This window comes from Caldalkalibacillus uzonensis, from assembly GCF_030814135.1.
Classification (GTDB): Bacteria; Bacillota; Bacilli; order Caldalkalibacillales; family Caldalkalibacillaceae; genus Caldalkalibacillus; species Caldalkalibacillus uzonensis.
Map to the genome: position 1 here is coordinate 91,297 of NZ_JAUSUQ010000002.1, position 18,244 is coordinate 109,540.

Here is an 18,244-nt window from a genome sequence, read left to right on the forward strand (position 1 = left end):
GATGGAAAATAACGGTATGATTTCCCCTGAATATTTAGTTATGATTATTACTGCAGTGATTACGGGTACATTAGCGCGCGTTTTAACAATGAAACAAGATTACCGGCAATATCCCAGCTATCCTAACGGGTTTTTAATTCATTTTGTGACAGCAGCCGTGGCCGCTACTTTAGGTGCCTTTGTCATTCCTGCTTTAATGACCAAAAATTTTATAGCTGTTACGTTTCTTACCCTTGCGATTCAACAGTTTCGTGAGGTGCGCAAAACAGAAAAAGAGAGCCTGCAGGACTTGGAAGGCACCGAATATACCCCCCGGGGAGATGCCTACATCGATGGCATTGCCAAAACATTTGAATCTCGCAATTACTTTGCTTTGCTTGTCTCTTTTGTGACGGCTTTGACCATGCAGCTTTTAGACCAAGAGACATGGATTGAAGTTGCCGCAGGCACATTGGCAGGACTTATCTTATTCGTGATACTCAAACATTTTACCAAAGGAAAGAAAGTAAAAGATATTGCCATCGTCAAAAGGGGCAAAATTGAAATCAAAGGCTCTGAACTATACGTGGATGATATCTTTGTTTCAAATTTAGTAGGTTCAGAGCGGGTAAAGAACCTGATCCAAAAAAGCGGTTTGGCCGCTGTCATCTATCCCAAGCATCCCCATTACAGCCTTACCCTTGAGCACCAGGGTCAGCGACAAGCCATGTTAAACGAGGCGACACGGGCCGTAGGATTAAGGAGATACAGTATTAGTTTTCAAAATTTCAAGGATGACCGGATAGTGATGGCGTTAGTACCCATCGAGCATAATTTTGAATTATTAAAAGAATCGATTTTAAACACGCCCTTGCTGGAAAGTGTCAAAAAAGCACCTCAATTAATGGAGACTCAAATGACAGGAGGGAAACAATAAATGGAAAAAGAAGCGGCTGAGGTCAAAGGGATTATAGCCTTTGTAACAACCGATAAAAACAGGTATTTAGGCGGGGATCCGTTAGCTTTGTTGGCTAAAGATGAGGAAGAATTAACCATACTAACCAATGCTTTAGCCAGAGCTTTTATGGCAGATGTCCTGCAGCTTATAACAGGAGATTGTGTGATTATCAAAAAATAAGCCTGTTCATTGGTCACGCATACCGTCACCAATGTTCACGATAAGCCCCGAATCGTTATCATCTTACATGTTGCACATTCTCTGCCTTTTTTATACTTATAAATAAATAAACAAAAACTCCCCCAACTAACCATTGGAGGAGATACTGTTGCACTATTCTTCTATTCTTCATAAATCATTTTCACCGTCATGCCGCCGTCAATGACGAGGTTTTGTCCAGTCATAAAACCGGCATCATCTGAAGCCAAGTAAAAAGCGGCGCTGACAATATCTTCGGGCTCTCCCACCCGCCCCACGGGATGCTGCAGCTTGTCCTGTTCACTGTGCTCCGGTGTGTAGCGCTCACCTGCTTTTTTCCACTGGCCCGTTTCGATCCAGCCCGGACTGATGGCATTAACCCGGATGCCAACCGGACCCAGGCTGACGGCCATGGCGTGGGTTAAAGCGAGGATGCCGCCTTTGGAAGCGGCATAACTTTCACTGTCTGCCTCAGACATGAGAGCCCGGGTAGAGGCGATGTTAATAATGACACCTCTGCCCTGCTCTTTCATCACTTGAGCAACATATTTTGAACATAAGAATGTTCCCCGCAAGTTAACGGCGATGACACGGTCAAAATGCTTCACATCAATGTCAAACAGGGATTCAAAATGGCCGATCCCGGCATTATTGATCAGGATATCCACCTTGCCATACTGCTCCATCGCTTCCTTGACCAGCCGCTCGACATCGTCTTCATCGGCTACATCAGTACGGATAAAGTGCGCTTCTTTCCCGCTCTTTTGGATGGCATCCAGCGTTTCAAAGCCGGCCTCACGGTCGATATCCGCAATGACCACCTTCGCCTCTTCTTCCGCAAAACGGCAGCATAAAGCCCGTCCAATCCCCTGGCCTCCACCAGTCACAATCACAACTTGGTCATGAAAGCGTCCCATCACTTATCCCCCTCATTCCTCTCAAGCTTCTCCGCTCATTCCCATCACTTATGCCCCATCACTAATGAATCATACATGTTCTGCTGACCTGATTGCAAGGGATAGCTTTCCTTCTCTCTACAGCCCGGTAAAAATTAAATAACTTGTAATGAAATAAACCATAATGATCAGGCTGGAGGGGATCACATAACGGATCGTACTGGTTTCTTTTTTTCTCATTAAAGAGTAGAGCACAATCACACTTAACACACCAGCAAAAACTGCAGTCAGCTGATGAACCGGGTCCACACCGGCCAAGAGCGGACCGGGCCGATAAATCACATCTGTGCCGACCAGAATGAGTATGTTAAACAGATTGCTGCCCAGGATAGAACCAATAGCCAAATTATAATTCTTCAGCCGGAACGCGGCATAAGCGGTAATTGCTTCCGGTAAAGAGGTTGAAGCTGCGATCAGAAAACTGCCTACAAAGCTGGCCCCCAGCCCGGTGATGACCGCAATCTTGTCCCCGGTGATGGTCAGCAGCGAACCGAACACCAGGATCAGCATAGCGGACAGACCAAAGCCAACCCAGGCCCGGCGCACAGAGATACTGTTACCCGAATTGTGCCCTGTGGTTATCTTCCCCTGTGTTAAACCGGACTCCATATCCTGCGCAGCTGCCACTTCTGGCAGCGCTCCTTCAGCGGGGGAAAGATCCGGTTGCTTCGCACTGTTGCAGCGGGCAATCAAGAGCATCCCGCCCACATATACCATGCACAATAGCAATGAATCCAATCCCACGCCCAGCAGGGTATATGGCAGATCCAGCCCCATGGCCAGGACCACCAGCATGGACAAGAAAAGCCCCAGGGAGACAGTATAGCGGTGCTCCGCTCGCGCTCTAGACAAGGCCCTTTCTTTACGGAAAAAGAGATCCAAACTGGCCAAAATTAAGAGATTAAACAAATTGCTGCCCAAAACATTACCCACGGCAATATCAGGACTGTTGATCAGCACAGCAGAAACGCTGGTCGTGACCTCGGGTAAAGACGTGGCTCCGGCCAAAAACACGGTACCGATTAATAATCCGCCCAGCACTGTTTTTTCACTTAATACATCCGCATATCTAGATAGTTTCATGGCTACATAAACAGTTACAAACACTGCCACAATAAACCATATAAAACTCATGCACATGCTCCTCCTTTTTTGAACAAAAGGAAAAGACCTTTTTATAAGAGTTTTTGAGACACAAAAACTCTTATAAAAAGGTCTCGCGTACTTTGTGCTGGCACAAAGCTTAATGAACCGAGTGATTGCTCACTGGGATGACGATTCATTAACCCTGCGGTCGCTACTCCCCTTTTTAGGCTTTTCCTTTATTCTATTTTGTGACTTATTCTATCTTCTACTCTACGATTTGTCAATACAAATATTTGTCAAGCGAGTATTGGCCCGGCAAGAGAAACTATTGGTTACTGCTCCTGCCGAGCCAGGGAGAAAAGTCCTCAATTAAAGCCCATTCACTTCCGGTCAATCAGTTGGGCATTCATCATTCCTTTAGCCACCAGCTTTCCTTCATGGAGGACATCAATTTCAACTTTGCCGAATTTGCGGCCCATTTCAAACAGCCTGGGGTAAATCCGGATCTTTTGTTCAATCTGCACCGGCTTCAGAAAATACAGGTTGAGGGTATCCGCCACCAAATCCCCTTTTTGGTAACGGCGCAACAAACGGTCACCGGCGTTAACCATCAAGGTAGTTAACACACCGGTCGAGATCATACCCAGATGATTGGTCATTTGGGGAGTGATTTCAACCTGTACGTAATAGCGGTCTCCTTCTTCAACTTCTTCTAAGGGGGTGGTAATCAGGTCGTCAAATGTTTCTCCCACTTGCGGCTGCTTCTGGATATACTGCATCGCCTTAAGGACATCCTGCCGGCTGATAATGCCCAGCAAATGAGTGTTTTCATCAACAACCGGCAACAGTTCAATCCCTTCCCAAATCATCACGTGTGCGGCTGAGGCCACAGACATTTTGGGGGAGGCAGTTATCGGATGATGGGTCATCACTTGGCCAATCGTTAACGTAGCTTCCCGTCCGATAATATCTTTGGCGGTTACCACACCACAGATTTTACCGTTTTCCTTGATGACGGGAAAGCGGCTGTGACCGGTTTGGCGGCTTAATTCATGCCAATCACTCAGCTGTTGGTCTGGGCGCAAAGAATGGGTTTGTTCAATGGGAATCAATATATCCTCCACCAGCATAATCTCTTTTTTGATCAACCGGTCGTAGATGGCCCGATTAATCATGGTGGCTACCGTAAACGTGTCATATGCCGTAGAGATAATGGGCAGTTCCAATTCATCAGCCAAACGTTTGGCATTATCCGTGGTATCAAAACCGCCGGTAATCAAAACCGCTGCACCGGCTTCCAGGGCATACTGGTGAGCTTTTACACGGTTGCCCACAATCAACAAGTTGCCATCTTCCACATAGCGCATCATATCTTCCAAACGCATGGCGCCGATGACAAACTTGTTCAACGTTTTATGTAACCCGGCTCGTCCACCAATGACAGTCCCTTCCACCACTTTGACCACTTCAGCAAATGTTAATTTCTCAATATGTTCGTGTTCCTTTTGTTCTATGCGGATGGTGCCCACACGTCCAATGGTGGAGACAAGGCCCTGGGCCTCTGCATCTTTAATGGCCCGGTAAGCAGTGCCCTCACTGACCTGCAGTTCTTTGGCGATGCCCCGTACTGAAATTTTACTGCCCACTTCCAATTGGCGAATATAGTCCAAGATCTGTTCATGTTTGGTGGTCATCTGCCCTCACCACGCTTTCTCACTTAAGTACCTTCATTATACTGATTGTTGGCTGGCAAAAGCAATGACCAGCACAGTCTTTCTTCATCCCATCATCATTCGGCGCCGTTTTTTCCGGGCCCGCTGCAGACGTTTCATCACTTCCCGTTGTTCTTTGTTCAGCGCGTGCCGCTCCACAGCTTCCCCCCGCCCTAATCGCAAAAGGGCATGCAGATTGGCGCCAATCACCAGCAAACAGAAGGCCAGCCACAACACACTGAAGCCAAATTGCAGGTCTGTCCCATACAGCGGAAGGCGGGGAACAGCAAACCACAGCAGCCACAGGGCCACGATGAAAGAAATGATCAAACGATACTTCAACGCCATGTCGACCACATCCTTGTCCCAGTCTGTTTATACATCTATATGGCCAATATGGAGAAAAGATGAAAAAAAAATGGCGGCCTAAGCCGCCGAAGAAAAGATCTATATATAAGGGGGTTTTCAACTAGGTTCATTTCCAATTATATCCCCCTTATATTACAGCTATGTTACAAAGAGTTATCAATTTTGTTACATTAGAGTCCGGTCACATCTTTCTGGTTCTGTTGCAGCTAATCACTGAGTGATAGGGCAGGAAACTGCCAAGATTACAAGGTTAACTGTCCACCGGCATTCAGTACTTCGCCGTCAATGCCTTTTTCTTTTAAGGCGTGGACAAAGGCCTGGGCATCCTGTTCGATCAACGGGAATGTGTTGTAGTGCATGGGCACCACTTTTTTTGCTTGCAGCCACTCGGCAGCAAGCAGGGCATCTTCCGGTCCCATGGTAAAGTTGTCTCCAATAGGCAGGAAGGCCAGGTCAATCTTTTTTTGTTCCCCGATCAGTTTCATGTCACTGAACAGGGCCGTATCCCCAGCATGATAAATGGTTTTGTCATTAATGGTCAGCAACAAACCAGCCGGCATGCCCAAATAGATGATCTGCTGCCCTTCTTCGACCACGTATCCTGAACCGTGAAATGCCGGTGTCCATTTCACCCGTCCGAAATCAAACTGGTGGGCACCACCAATATGCATGGGATGAACATCGCAGCCCTGCCAACCCATATACGTGGCCAGTTCGAAAGGCGCAATAATTTTGGCCTTGTTCTTCTTGGCGATTCTCTCCGCATCCCCCACATGATCTCCGTGTCCGTGGGTTAACAAGACAGCATCCACTTGCACATCATCAGCTGATATTTTGGCTACCGGATTGCCGCTTAAGAAAGGATCAATGATAAGCGATGCGTTGTCGGTCTCCACCTGGACACAGCTGTGGCCATGAAAGGTGATCTTCACGTGCATCTCCTCCTCTTGATAAAGTGATCAATTATGTCCAAACCTCAGCCAAAGGACAAACCCATATTGGTGCTTCTCTTAGCCGAGGCTGACATGCACGCCAAAGGATATCTGCTGTTCAGATTACAAACGTTTTTCTAAGGCTGCTTTTGCCTGCTCAAATCCCGGCTTGCCTAAGAGGGCAAACATGTTTTTCTTGTATGCTTCAACCCCTGGTTGGTCAAAGGGGTTAACCCCCAATAAATAACCGCTAATGCCGCATGCTTTTTCAAAGAAGTAAACCATATGTCCAAATGTAAAAGCGCTTAGCTCCGGCACGCGAATGACCAGATTGGGCACGCCTCCATCGGTATGGGCCAGCAAGGTGCCTTCAAATGCTTTTTGATTCACAAAATCCACTGTTTTCCCGGCCAGGTAGTTAAGTCCGTCCAAATTTTGCTCATCTTCTGGAATGGTTAATGGGTGACGGGGCCGCTCTACCTGGATCACGGTTTCAAATAGTTGGCGCATACCATCTTGTATGTATTGGCCCATGGAATGCAGATCAGTAGAAAAATCGACGGCTGCAGGGTAGATGCCTTTACCGTCCTTGCCTTCACTTTCTCCAAACAGCTGCTTCCACCATTCGGCAAAATAATGCAGGGCCGGCTCATAGTTGACCAGGAGCTCAATCGTTTTGCCTTGGCGGTAAAGATCGTTGCGGATGGCAGCATATTGGTAAGCAGGATTTTGTTCCAGATCGCTTTCAGCGTACTGATGCTGGGCTTCCCGGGCCCCGTTCAGCATGGCTTCAATATCAATGCCGGCTACAGCAATAGGCAACAGACCCACCGCTGTCAACACAGAGTACCGTCCGCCGATATCATCCGGGACCACAAAAGTCTCATACCCTTTTTCAGTAGCCAGCTGTTTCAAAGCTCCCTTGGCTTTGTCAGTTGTGGCAAAAACACGCTCCTTGGCCCCTGCTTCCCCATATTTTTTCACCAAGAGATCATGGAACAGCCGGAAAGCAATGGCAGGCTCGGTGGTGGTGCCAGACTTGGAAATGACATTGATTGAAAAATCCTTATCTTCCAGAATCTGCATCAATTCAACCATATAAGTGGAGCTGATATGGTGACCCACAAAATAGATTTCCGGTGTTTGCCGCTTCTGTTTGGGCAACTGATTATAAAAGTGATGAGTCAGCATCTCGATGGCTGCTCTGGCACCCAGATAAGAGCCACCAATCCCTATCACAACTAACGCATCGGAGTTGGCTTGAATTTTCTTCGCTGCTAATTGGATGCGTTTAAACTCGTCACGGTCATAATTGGAAGGCCAGTCTACCCAGCCCAGAAACTCATGCCCTGCTCCGTTTTTTTCATGCAGCAAACGGTGGGCGGCTTCAACCAATGGCTGGTAGCAGGCTAGTGTATTCTCAGTTAAAAACGGCTTGGCTTTGCTGTAATCAAAGCTTAAAGTCATGGTGGTCGACTCCTTCTTAGATTAGAGTGTCTATCTTTACTTTAGCGAAAAACAGCATAGAGTTCAATGCACAACAAAGGGTGGATAAGCCATTAACGCGCTAATTCACCGCTTCTCGGAAACTTAACCTCAACAGGCGGTCATCCCCAGGCTGCGGCTGCCCCCGGCCATCAGTATTATTGGTCAGCACATAAATGGTATGGCCGTCAATCAGGATATCCCGCAAGCGTCCCTCTCCGCTGAACATAACCTCAGTATGGACATGCTCAATTTGAAACCAACGCACCTGTTCCCCCCTTAACCCAGCCATGAATAACCCTCTTTCATGAACTGCGAGCCCGGAAGGCGCCCAGGTGTTCTCACCGGAATGAAACAGCGGAGCCACCATGCCTTCTTGCTGCTTATCTCCTGTGATTTCCGGCCAGCCATAATTATTTCCGGATTCGATTAGATTAATTTCATCATGCCCGCCCGGACCATGTTCCGAACTGTACAAGCGCTCACGTTCGTCCCAGGCCAGGCCTTGGGGGTTGCGATGTCCATAAGAGAAAACATAGGAATCAGGAAAAGGATTATCTTCCGGAACCGAGCCGTCCAGTTCCATGCGCAAAATTTTTCCGGCCAGATTGTTGAGGTCTTGAGCCCATTCAGGAACGGCAGCATCACCGGTGGTCACATACAACTTCTCGTCCGGGCCAATCTTCATCCGGCCCCCGTTATGAATCGCCTCACCTGGGATCCCTTCCAGAAGCACCCGGCTCTCCACCCAGCGTGCCTTCTGTTGCTGAACTTCAATCACCCTGTTGAATAACGCCTCCCCCTCCCTGTAGGTATGGTAGACATAGGCAATCCTGCTCTTTTCAAAATCAGGGGCAAGGGCCAGTCCCAGCAGCCCGCCTTCCCCTTCATGGGCCACTTCCTTAGTGGTTTCCAGTGGCCAACGGCTCACTTCCCCCTGATTGATCTCAACGATAGTCCCCGGCCGTTCGGTTATATAAAAACGGCCACCCCTGGTTTCCAAGGCCCAGGGAATGTTGAGATCGGTGGTCAACACCTCTTCCATTTCCAAGTGCAGGGAGGGTGCTCCATTCTCTTTTTCTTCGTGAAGATCAAATCCGCCAAAAAGTCTGGTCACAGTTACAATACTGATCACGAGTACAAGGCTGATCACGAGTAAGAGGGACAATCGGTTTTTAATTGGAGAACACCTCCTGCATCTTGAAACGATGCTTGCACACGCTGAAGAATGTGATCATGGCAGGTAAACAAAATCACCTGATGGGTGTCACAGAGTTCCTTCACCCCTTGCAAAATGGCTTCAAGCCGCCGGTCATCACAGTTGACAAATGGATCATCCATGATCACCGGCAATTGCACATGACGGCCAAACTCCCGAATAAAGGCGAAGCGTAAAGCCAGATAAAGCTGTTCTTGGGTCCCTTGACTCAAGTGCGTAACCGGCAGCCGTTCGTCATCTTGGCGCACGGCGATCAGCTCGCGCTGTCCCAGGGGTGCAATGATGCGGGTGTATCGTCCCAGTGTCATCTGGCTGAAAAAACGGCTGGCTTCTTTTAGCACCGCAGGCTGTCGCTCTTGTTCATACTGGTATCTAGCCTCGCGGCATAAATGCCCAGCCATGGCCAAAATGGCCCACTCTCTGGCCATCTGGTTTAAACGCGCCTTTTTTTCCTCAAATACTTGCACTTTGCGGGTCAATGTTTCCTCAGATTCAAGCTCTCTCAGTTTGGACTGCATTTGACCCATTTTTGTTGCCAAAGCTTCAATATGTTTCAGGTTGGCCTCCAGTTTCATTTTTGTAGCAGACAGCCGCTCTTCTATCTGCTGCTCAGAAAGTGCCTGCAGCCGTTCGTCCAGTTGTGACACAGAGATATTTAAGCTTAACGCCACTTGTTCATATTGCCTTTGCGATTGTTCCAAGTTTATTAACAACTTCTCCTTTGCCTGCTCTTTCTCCTTTTCTTGTTCTATCTTTTCAGCTATCATGTCCAACCACATGACAGGGGTGATGTCTTCAATGCTGTGATCCACGGCTCGGGCCAACTCCCGCACCTTCTCTTCCCAGTCGGCCACCTCCTCCTGAATCTGCTGAAGCCGCTCTTTAATCCGTTCCATTTGTCTCTGTTCCTGTTGAATCTCTTCTAATTTTTTCAGTAAATCGGGCACTCTTTCGGCGGAGAGGGAGTGGGGCCAGCCTAACCGCACCAGCCATGCCGTCCACTCTTGATGACTTTGTTGCGCCTGGCGCTCAAGTCGAGCTTTTTTTTCTTCCAGATAAGCAAGCTGATCTTGGGCCACGGCCAACTCATGGCCCATTTGTTTCAGATAACGGTCCGAATTCCTATAGATGTGTTCCAGTTGATCCTCTACTGCAGACACGACACGCTTGGTGAGAGCGTACCGCTTCCTTTGCTGTTGATAGCCCAGGAAAAGCATGGCTACAAGCCCGGACAAGGTGAGCACCGCCACAGCCGGTGAGTCAAAAACAACCCATATCGCAACCGGTAGCGCTAACGTGATCAAGCATCCGATCAGCCATTCTCTTGGTGAGCTTGACCGATGCTGGGCTTTGTTTTGTTCCCAGCGCTGTTGCAGCTGTTCTTCCAGCGCCTCCTTTTCTTGCTGCCAGACGGCCGTCAGGCGGTTCACCTTCTGCTCTTCTTCCTCCCTGCGACTCTCCACTCGCCTGTATTCATTCTCTATTTCTTCCAACCTGGCGGCCTGTTCCAACAGCTGATCTTGAACCCTTAGCGATAAGTCAAGTTCCATGATGCGTTCCAAACGCCACTCCGGCCCCAGTAGCCGTACTCGCTGATCGATGCGGTCTGCTTTGTCTGCCAGCTGTGCCTTTAACTGCCTCTCCTCTTCTACTTTTTCTGCCACAATTGTCTTTTGCATGAGCAACGTCTGAAAACGTTCCTCATGGGGAAGAAAGCAAAAGGGAGGCATACGCTCAATCTGCCGTTCAAGGTGATGCATATCCTCTTTTACCTGTTGAGCCTTTTCTAATGCCTCCAGCTCTCGTTGCTCTCGCTCTAATCGTTTCCGTTCTTGGCGTAGCCCTTCCAAGTCCGTTTCCATCTGCTTTACATCTTCTCTTAAGGGGGTATAAGCTTTCATTCTGTTTTTCAAGGTTTGAATCTCTTTCTCTTCTTGGGCCAATGAAAGCAGCAATTGGTTTATTTTTGGCTTAGTTGCCCGGGGGCGAAACCACTCGTCCCGTCTTTTATTTAACTCTTGTTCAAGCCGAAAAAGGTCAATTCCCCTTGTACCCATCGCAGCTGAATAAAGATAGCTGTTGATTTCGTCGGTCTGCAAATTCTCCAGCCGTCCCAAATCTTGATGGGAAAAAGCAAAAATCGCTTCAAACAACACCGGAGAGATGTGGCCCAATAGAGCCCGCAACTCATGTTCAGATGCTTGCCGCCCATCGATTTGAACGGCAATTTGTCCTTTTTTGGGAGGGGTGTGCCTGGATATACGAACGGGCCGCCCTTCATGCACAAAGTGAAGCGTCCCCCCCATATGGCCACCCTGTAAAGGTTGATAAGGATCAATTCCTCTTTCCACAAACCCGAACAGGACGGAGCGGATAAAGGAATGGAGGGTTGATTTGCCCGTTTCGTTGGGGCCATAGATGACGGTCAAAGGATGGCTGAAAGCTTCTTTGGTTATACTTAGTTGCTCATAGTGACCATAGTGGTCAATATGGATCCCTGTTAGTTTCATTGAGCTGTTCCTCCCCGTCCACGAGCAAAAATGAGCTGTTCAGCCTCACTTAGTAATGCCTTCTTCTCCTCCCTGCTTAAGGGATCTAAGTACTTTTTGGCCTTATGGTGTCCAAACAAGTCTTTCAACTGTTCCTCCATCACGGCCTGCAAACGTAACTCATCCCCTACATATTGATCAACAATCTCTAAAAGATCGGCATAAATGGTTTCACTTTGCTTCCAATCCTTCCTGTCATAGGAAGGTTGCCCCCTAAACTGAAACGACTCAGGCCATACCACCTTCTCCTGAATAAGCTCTTGTTCCCGCCACACTTCCAATAATTCCTCCCTCACTTCCGCCACGGATAACTCCTTGGCTAAGGGAGTCATCCCTGTACCGATCAGCCGGCACATACACATGTCAACGTCTTCCCGGTGACGCAAATGATCACGCAGCTCTGCCGTACGTTCCACGACATCATCCAGGTGCTGGGCTCCAGAGAGATCCAGCTCATGTTCCTCCCAGCGGACGGCGCTGGCTGTATGGAAGTGAAGCTGTACACGCTTGTTATCATCCACCTCCACTACATAAAACCCTTTTTTTCCTTGCTCCCTGATATGCCGGCCTTGCAGGTTGCCTGGATAGACAATGTATGGATCCTCGTGGATGATTTGCCGCGTATGCACATGGCCCAGTGCCCAGTAATCCATTCCCGCCCGGAGCAAATCCTGTTTGGAGCAGGGGGCATAAGGTTCATGCTCCTCTCTCCCGTCACAGTTGGTATGTAAAAGTCCGATGGCAAACGGCTCCTCTGCCCTGCGCTCAAAGTGCTGAGCCAGGTTGTCTGTCACTCTTGCTGTTTTGTAACTGATGCCATAGATAGAGGCCACCAGCTGTCCGCCCTTGTTGTATGATACTCGTTCCACCTGATCAGCTGAAAAAACGTGCACATTGAGAGGCCAGTTGAAAGCCTGATACCGGCCGTCAAGGGGATCGTGATTACCGTGGACGACAAAGACACGTATGTTTTCAGCAGCCAGTTTTTCCAAGCCCTGTCTAAAACGGTGCTGAGCCTGCACACTCGGATTGGAAGAATCAAAAATATCTCCGGCGATAAGAATAAAGTCCACTTTTTCTCTCATTGCCACATTGACCAATCTGTCAAATGCAAGATAGGTTGAGTCCTTTATCTTAAGATAAATCTCTTGTGGTAAATGGGACAGCCCCTTGAAAGGACTGCCCAGATGCAAATCAGCTGAATGGATAAATTTAAGTGTCATCACTATCACCCGTGTTGTGAATAATGAACTGTCCAGATACCTCTCCCGATGCATATTCGGCTCTTTTTGTGCAATAACTAAACTAATCGTTCAACCAATAAATTGTCGGAGGAGAGCCATGTTAGAAGAGTTAAGCAACCGCATTCTGGGGTTTATGCCCGAACGATCCGTTTTATGGTCAGCACTAGGAACATTTCTCATCTCCGTTACCGTTCAATATACCACCAAATGGTTAAAGAACAAAGCCATTTTGCCTTGGATGAGAGAAGATAATCTAAAAAGAAGGGAGGAAATTATACAAGAGTTTCACGAGCACAGATAAACTAGGCGCTTGGACCATCTCACCATTTCCCGATTTTGAGGAGTTACCTGGTCCGTTTATTCAAAGAAAGAATGGGTGTTTCAATCATGAGTAACCAGTTCAACTACAAAATCAGTTCCCTTGAGATGTCCATCTCAATCATGGCCATGTGTCTCGGTATAGCTGTATTTGTGCTGCCCCGCGCATTAGCCGAGACAATGAATTCTCCCGACGGCTGGATGTCGATTATGATTAGCGGTTTGACTGTGGCTGGCCTGGTGACACTTTATACCCGCTTACAGCGTCACTTTCCTGGACAAACGCTAATGGGATATTTGCGTCAGGGAACCCTTGGAAAGTGGTGGGCCATGTTGATGGGTATGGCCTATGTCCTTTATTTTTTATCTAATGCTGCATATGTCGTGCGTACCTTGGTCTTTATGGTGCGGATGTATGCCCTGGACCGAACGCCCTCTGAAGCCATCGCCAGTCTGTTTTTGTTATCCACAACCTATGCCGTATCCAAAGGATTACAAGGCATTATCCACTTAAATCTTTTGTTTCTTCCCATCACACTCTTCATTGGACTGGGTATTCTTTGCTTTAATATTCCTTCGATGGAGCTTTCCAACCTCCTTCCTGTTTTAGGTGAAGGAGTATCACCGATCCTTAACGGAGTAAAGGAAACGATTGTTGCTTTTTTGGGCATTGAAATTATTTTCTTTTTCATGGCACATATGACCTCCAACCATCTGCGTGCCACTCCCTTAAATAGCGGCGTCTTCCTGCTTACTTTGGTATATGTGATGGTCACGGTGATGAGCTACGCTGTATTTTCTTTGGAGACTGTGAAAGTGATTACCTTCCCTACTATCGAATTAGCAAAAGAAGTAGAGGTACCGGGCGGCTTTTTTGAACGTCTGGAATCGTTAATGATCACCATATGGATCATGACCATTTTTAACACTGTGACCATGGCCAAGTTCTTGACGGTCACCATCATAAATGATCAATTCTTGCCACATACTAAAGTGGCCTGGCTTCCGTCCCTGATCGCCTTTGTTATATTCATCATCGCTTTTATTCCTGATTCTATTACTGAACTGTTTACTTTTAGCGAATGGGTGGGCTGGATGGGAGCAGCTCTCTATTTCTTGGGGCTGGGAAGTGGTTATGTGAGCGTATGGATGCGTAAAAAAACAGCAACATGACAGAGGGATCAAGACAAATGAGAAAAGGACTTGTGGTAGTACTGTTAATCTGCCTGGTGTTAAGCGGGTGCTGGGATCGAAGGGAAATTGAAGAGATCGGATTTGTGATGGCTGTTGCCTTTGATCCCAGTCGCGATCAGGAGCGGTTGGCACGTGAGGCAGAGCAGGAAACGAGAACGCCTGTCCATGAACACGATAGGCGTTTTAGCGCCACTTTTCAAGTGGCCATCCCCAGCCAGTTGACGCAGTCAACTGAAGGGCCTCGCAATGGCCTTCAACCTTTTTTTAACATCACCGCTTCTGATCTGACCAACTTTAAAATAGGGCGTAATCTTGCCTCAAGACGAAGCCGTATCATGAACTATGAGCATCTAAAAGTCATCCTTATTAATGAGGAGCTGGCGCGCCAAGGCTTGTTGGAACACTTGATTGATTTTTATATACGTGATCATGAAATGCGGCGCAGAACACACATTTTAATTACCAAAGGAGAGGCCCGGAGCATTTTGGAAGACAAGCTGCCTTTGGAAGATATGCCTGCTCTCTCCATCGAGATGACCGACGAAAATTATACGAGGGTCCTCGAATCCATCGAACCCACCGAAATCGGGGATGTGTCCGCCAGAGTGCTTGGACAGGAAAGTTATCTTATTTCCCGCATCACCAAAGGGGAAAAGGGGGACTTGAAAGTTGCAGGAGCAGCGGTGTTCCTGGGAAAAACAAACCAGATGGTGGGCTGGCTGGGCGAAGAAGATGTAAAAGGATATAACTGGATCATGGGCAACGCGAAGAACGGTGTATTAGAGACGGAATATGAACAAGGTCATATGATTGTTTTTGAGACCGATAAGATGAGTACCAAAGTGACCTACGAACGCCATCAAGAGATAAACCGGTTTCACGTCGAGATCAGGGCTGAAGGTTCCCTGGGTGAAAGCTGGTTGCATCAGATTGAGATTAATGATGAACAAAACATAAGAAAACTTGAACAGTCTGTGGCCAAGAAAATTGAAGAACAAGCCAGTCGTGTCCTCCACAAAATGCAAACAGAGTTTTATACAGATATCTTTCAATTAGGACAAAAAATAAAGCAAAACGATTATGCTTACTGGAAACATATTAAGGAGAACTGGGACGGAGAGAACGGAGAATTCCGCAAGGCTGAAGTGGATATCACAGCCAAAGTGCGAATCCGGCATTATATGCTTAATGAGCGTCTGGATTAACGGACATAAACGGAGCAGGGAGGTGATTAAATGTTTGGCCGTTTATTGAGACGTCTTAACAAAGACAATGTGCGTAAAAGAGCGGAATATGATATGACACTCTCCACTGACCTGAAACAAACAGTGGCCTCCATTGAAAACATTGTAGGGGAAAGCAGCGATGTTTCCAAACGGGATATTTATATAGCAAAAACCATCTCCGCTACTCTCTTTTTTATTGACGGGTTAACAGATGAAGATTGCATAGAGGAAGATGTGATCAAACCCTTGATTCAACTGTCCCCTTCTGAAGCCCAAAAGATTCAGCATTCTCAAAACCTGAAGAGCTCGCTGCAAGAAGTGCTAACGCTCTCATCGGTTAAGGTTTTGGACTCCTTTGATCAGGCCATCCTCCCCTTTTTAGGAGGGGAATCAATCCTTGTGATTGATGGGGTCAAGCGATTGATCGTGTTGGGGACCAAAGCATTTAATGAGCGGGCCATTGAGGAGCCAGAGAGCGAAGTAGTGGTTCGTGGACCTAGGGACGGGTTTAATGAAACCTTACGGACCAACATTTCCCTTATTCGCCGCAGGCTCAGAGATCCTAATCTGGTCATTCAAACCGGTCAACTGGGGCGGCGTTCCAAGCGGGATTTTGCCTTGCTGTATATTAAAGGGATTGCTAACCATGATCTGATTGAAGAAGTACGCTACCGTGTCGCCTGTGCCGATATTGATGATATAGCGGAAAGCGGCACTCTGGAACAGCTGATTGAAGACAATGTCTTGTCCCCTTTCCCCCAGGTGCAACAAACGGAACGGCCGGACAAAGCAACCGCCGCCCTAACCAATGGCCAAGTGGTGATCTTGGTGGATGGAACCCCGTATGTCTTAATGCTGCCTGTCACCTTTCATCAATTGCTGAAATCCCCTGAGGATTATTACGAGCGCTGGCAGATTGGATCTGTGATCCGCCTCCTCCGTTATGGGGCTGCTTTTATCGCGTTGTTTCTCCCCTCTCTCTATGTCGCCATGGTCTCCTACCACCAGGGGATGATCCCGACCCCCTTGGCTTTATCCATAGCCGGTTCACGGGAGGGCGTGCCTTTCCCAGCCTTTGTAGAAGCGCTGCTGATGGAATTTTCGCTGGAGTTATTAAGGGAAGCGGGGGTCCGCTTGCCTAGCCCCATCGGCCAAACCATTGGCATTGTGGGCGGTCTGGTCATCGGCGATGCAGCCGTCAGAGCCGGAATCGTCAGCCCCATCATGGTCATCGTGGTGGCCCTGACCGCCATTGCTTCCTTTTCCATTCCCGCTTACAATGTTGGCATTACCTTCCGGCTGCTCCGCTTTGTGCTCATGGTGGCGGCTGCCACCATGGGTTTGTACGGCATTATCATTGTCTATATCTTGATTAACATTCATTTGGTCGGCTTGCGCAGTTTCGGAAGTTATTATCTGTCTCCGTTTGCACCCTACCGTTTCCTGGATTGGCTGGACCTTATCCTGCGGGCCCCAGTCCCCCTCATGCGGCTGCGGACCGATGAACCACGCACACTGGATAATAAAAGACAAAACTGAAAGCGACGGAAGTGATTTTCATGACACAAGAGGTTATTCGTCAAATTGAACAAGCCTACACTCTCGTAGAACAAGCCAACCAACGGCTGCATCACATTTGGGGTGAACACATCATCTTCCGCTGGGAATGGTGGCTGGCCCTCGCCTTGACCATTTTGCCCTGGCTCATATGGTACATCTGGCGTAAAAAGGAAAGCACCGACCGCCTGCTGTACGCCGGCTTTTTTGTGATCCTGGTCAGTTCTTGGCTTGATTTTTTGGGCACGACTCTGGGCATTTGGCGTTATCATATTGATGTCATCCCCACCATCCCCTCGTTTATTCCCTGGGACTTTTCCTTGCTGCCCGTCGCTGCGATGCTGGTCATTCAAGTGAAACCGCAACTTCATCCCTGGTTAAAAGCCCTCTTGTTTGCCGGGCTGGCCGCTTATATTGGTGAGCCCCTGTTTGACTGGCTTGGCCATTATCACCCTAAGGAATGGAAACACATTTATTCCTTGCCGATTTATGCACTGATTTATTTGGCTGCCCACTACCTCAGTAAACGTAACCATCACGCACCTCTTTAAGATCCGAACAGAAGATTGGCCCGTCTTCATACAAAAGAGCGTGTGGCGACCAACACGCTCTTACAATTCGCTTTAGCCTTTCATATCTTCATTTATCTTTTGCAGGCGTTTTTTCTCAGCCTCCGTTTGCTGCTGGTACGTTTTTTCCTCCAGTTTTTTTAACTCCTGCAGAATTTTGCGGTCCGTGCTGACATGCACCTTATAATCAGGGTAGGCCTTGCGCAATTGATGGAATATTTCCTTGCGAATCGCTTTGAGTTGAAAACGTTTCATCTGGGCCACATCAACCGCGACAGAAAGGTCCTGATCAATGGCGACCACCGCTGCATCTGTGACCCCATCCACTGATTTGGCGATCAGTTTAGAACGATTGGCAGTATCATGATCCACTTTAATTTTTTTAGGTTTGCCTTGCTTTTGGCCGGAGGATTGGCCTGATGACTGGGCTTGTTTTTGCTTCGCCTTGGCAGGAGGAGCTTGTTTTTGTGTTTGACGCTCCTGCTCTTCTTTCTTGTGCATTTGCTGCTCTAGGTTGTGATCGGCTTGAAACCGCTGTTCTTGGTTATCCATGGCACAACCACCGTTAAGAAGCAGCACTATACAACAGGCAACAAGGATACCGCTTCTCAGTATCCGGCTTAAACAGATCAATTTTTCCACAAGTATTGCCTCCTTCATCCATGGACTTACCGGTGTTTTCTGGAGTCTTGT

At 47.9% G+C, this 18,244-nt stretch carries 17 protein-coding genes; 7 read left to right on the forward strand and 10 right to left on the reverse strand.

Going from position 1 to position 18,244, the window contains the following annotated elements; all coding sequences use genetic code 11:
• Nucleotide 1 precedes the first annotated feature (1 nt).
• Complete coding sequence (locus J2S00_RS03320; RefSeq protein ID WP_307335365.1) at nt 2–916, forward strand: YIEGIA domain-containing protein; 915 nt, start codon at nt 2–4, stop codon at nt 914–916.
• Nucleotides 917–1,117: a capping complex subunit for YIEGIA gene (locus J2S00_RS03325; protein ID WP_307335368.1), complete on the forward strand. Its 201-nt coding sequence runs from the start codon at nt 917–919 to the stop codon at nt 1,115–1,117. It abuts the gene before it with no gap.
• Nucleotides 1,118–1,278: 161 nt separating this feature from the next.
• Here J2S00_RS03325 and J2S00_RS03330 read toward each other — a convergent pair whose 3' ends face one another.
• The 9 genes from J2S00_RS03330 to J2S00_RS03370 form a co-directional block, all read right to left on the reverse strand.
• Nucleotides 1,279–2,052: an SDR family NAD(P)-dependent oxidoreductase gene (locus tag J2S00_RS03330; protein ID WP_307335370.1), complete on the reverse strand. Its 774-nt coding sequence runs from the start codon at nt 2,050–2,052 to the stop codon at nt 1,279–1,281.
• 117 nt (nt 2,053–2,169) lie between these two features.
• Nucleotides 2,170–3,225 carry a sodium:calcium antiporter gene (locus J2S00_RS03335; RefSeq protein WP_307335372.1) on the reverse strand — a complete coding sequence of 352 codons (1,056 nt, stop codon included), beginning with the start codon at nt 3,223–3,225 and terminating at the stop codon, nt 2,170–2,172.
• Nucleotides 3,226–3,557: 332 nt separating this feature from the next.
• Entirely contained in the window at nt 3,558–4,871 is a 1,314-nt protein-coding gene (locus J2S00_RS03340; protein WP_307335375.1) for a DRTGG domain-containing protein, read from the reverse strand.
• An 84-nt stretch (nt 4,872–4,955) separates the two neighbouring features.
• Nucleotides 4,956–5,237: a hypothetical protein gene (locus tag J2S00_RS03345; protein WP_307335378.1), complete on the reverse strand. Its 282-nt coding sequence runs from the start codon at nt 5,235–5,237 to the stop codon at nt 4,956–4,958.
• A 263-nt stretch (nt 5,238–5,500) separates the two neighbouring features.
• The gene (locus J2S00_RS03350; RefSeq protein WP_307335380.1) at nt 5,501–6,190 is read right to left on the reverse strand and encodes a metal-dependent hydrolase; all 690 of its coding nucleotides are present in this window, start codon (nt 6,188–6,190) and stop codon (nt 5,501–5,503) included.
• 123 nt (nt 6,191–6,313) lie between these two features.
• Nucleotides 6,314–7,657, reverse strand: coding sequence for a glucose-6-phosphate isomerase (locus J2S00_RS03355; protein ID WP_307335383.1), 1,344 nt, complete (start codon nt 7,655–7,657; stop codon nt 6,314–6,316).
• Nucleotides 7,658–7,757: 100 nt separating this feature from the next.
• A complete protein-coding gene (locus J2S00_RS03360) occupies nt 7,758–8,792 on the reverse strand; it encodes a PQQ-dependent sugar dehydrogenase (protein WP_307335386.1) in 1,035 nt (344 codons plus the stop codon).
• A 32-nt stretch (nt 8,793–8,824) separates the two neighbouring features.
• The gene (locus tag J2S00_RS03365) at nt 8,825–11,404 is read right to left on the reverse strand and encodes an ATP-binding protein (RefSeq protein WP_307335390.1); all 2,580 of its coding nucleotides are present in this window, start codon (nt 11,402–11,404) and stop codon (nt 8,825–8,827) included.
• Nucleotides 11,401–12,666, reverse strand: coding sequence for a metallophosphoesterase family protein (locus J2S00_RS03370; RefSeq protein ID WP_307335394.1), 1,266 nt, complete (start codon nt 12,664–12,666; stop codon nt 11,401–11,403). The genes J2S00_RS03365 and J2S00_RS03370 overlap by 4 nt, the downstream gene beginning before the upstream one ends.
• A gap of 118 nt (nt 12,667–12,784) precedes the next feature.
• Between J2S00_RS03370 and J2S00_RS03375 the strand changes: the two genes are divergently transcribed.
• The 5 genes from J2S00_RS03375 to J2S00_RS03395 all read left to right on the forward strand — a co-directional run bounded on the left by J2S00_RS03375 (nt 12,785) and on the right by J2S00_RS03395 (nt 17,533).
• Nucleotides 12,785–12,988 (forward strand): hypothetical protein, encoded by a 204-nt coding sequence (locus J2S00_RS03375; RefSeq protein ID WP_307335397.1) that lies wholly within the window; start codon nt 12,785–12,787, stop codon nt 12,986–12,988.
• Nucleotides 12,989–13,074: 86 nt separating this feature from the next.
• Complete coding sequence (locus J2S00_RS03380) at nt 13,075–14,178, forward strand: GerAB/ArcD/ProY family transporter (RefSeq protein WP_307335400.1); 1,104 nt, start codon at nt 13,075–13,077, stop codon at nt 14,176–14,178.
• A gap of 17 nt (nt 14,179–14,195) precedes the next feature.
• A complete protein-coding gene (locus tag J2S00_RS03385; protein WP_307335401.1) occupies nt 14,196–15,404 on the forward strand; it encodes a Ger(x)C family spore germination protein in 1,209 nt (402 codons plus the stop codon).
• Between the two features lie 30 nt (nt 15,405–15,434).
• Complete coding sequence (locus tag J2S00_RS03390; RefSeq protein ID WP_307335403.1) at nt 15,435–16,964, forward strand: spore germination protein; 1,530 nt, start codon at nt 15,435–15,437, stop codon at nt 16,962–16,964.
• Nucleotides 16,965–16,984: 20 nt separating this feature from the next.
• Nucleotides 16,985–17,533, forward strand: coding sequence for a CBO0543 family protein (locus J2S00_RS03395; protein WP_307335406.1), 549 nt, complete (start codon nt 16,985–16,987; stop codon nt 17,531–17,533).
• Nucleotides 17,534–17,605: 72 nt separating this feature from the next.
• On the opposite strand, the gene J2S00_RS03400 is transcribed toward J2S00_RS03395, so the two are convergent.
• A complete protein-coding gene (locus tag J2S00_RS03400) occupies nt 17,606–18,193 on the reverse strand; it encodes a YhcN/YlaJ family sporulation lipoprotein (protein ID WP_307335408.1) in 588 nt (195 codons plus the stop codon).
• Nucleotides 18,194–18,244: the final 51 nt, after the last annotated feature.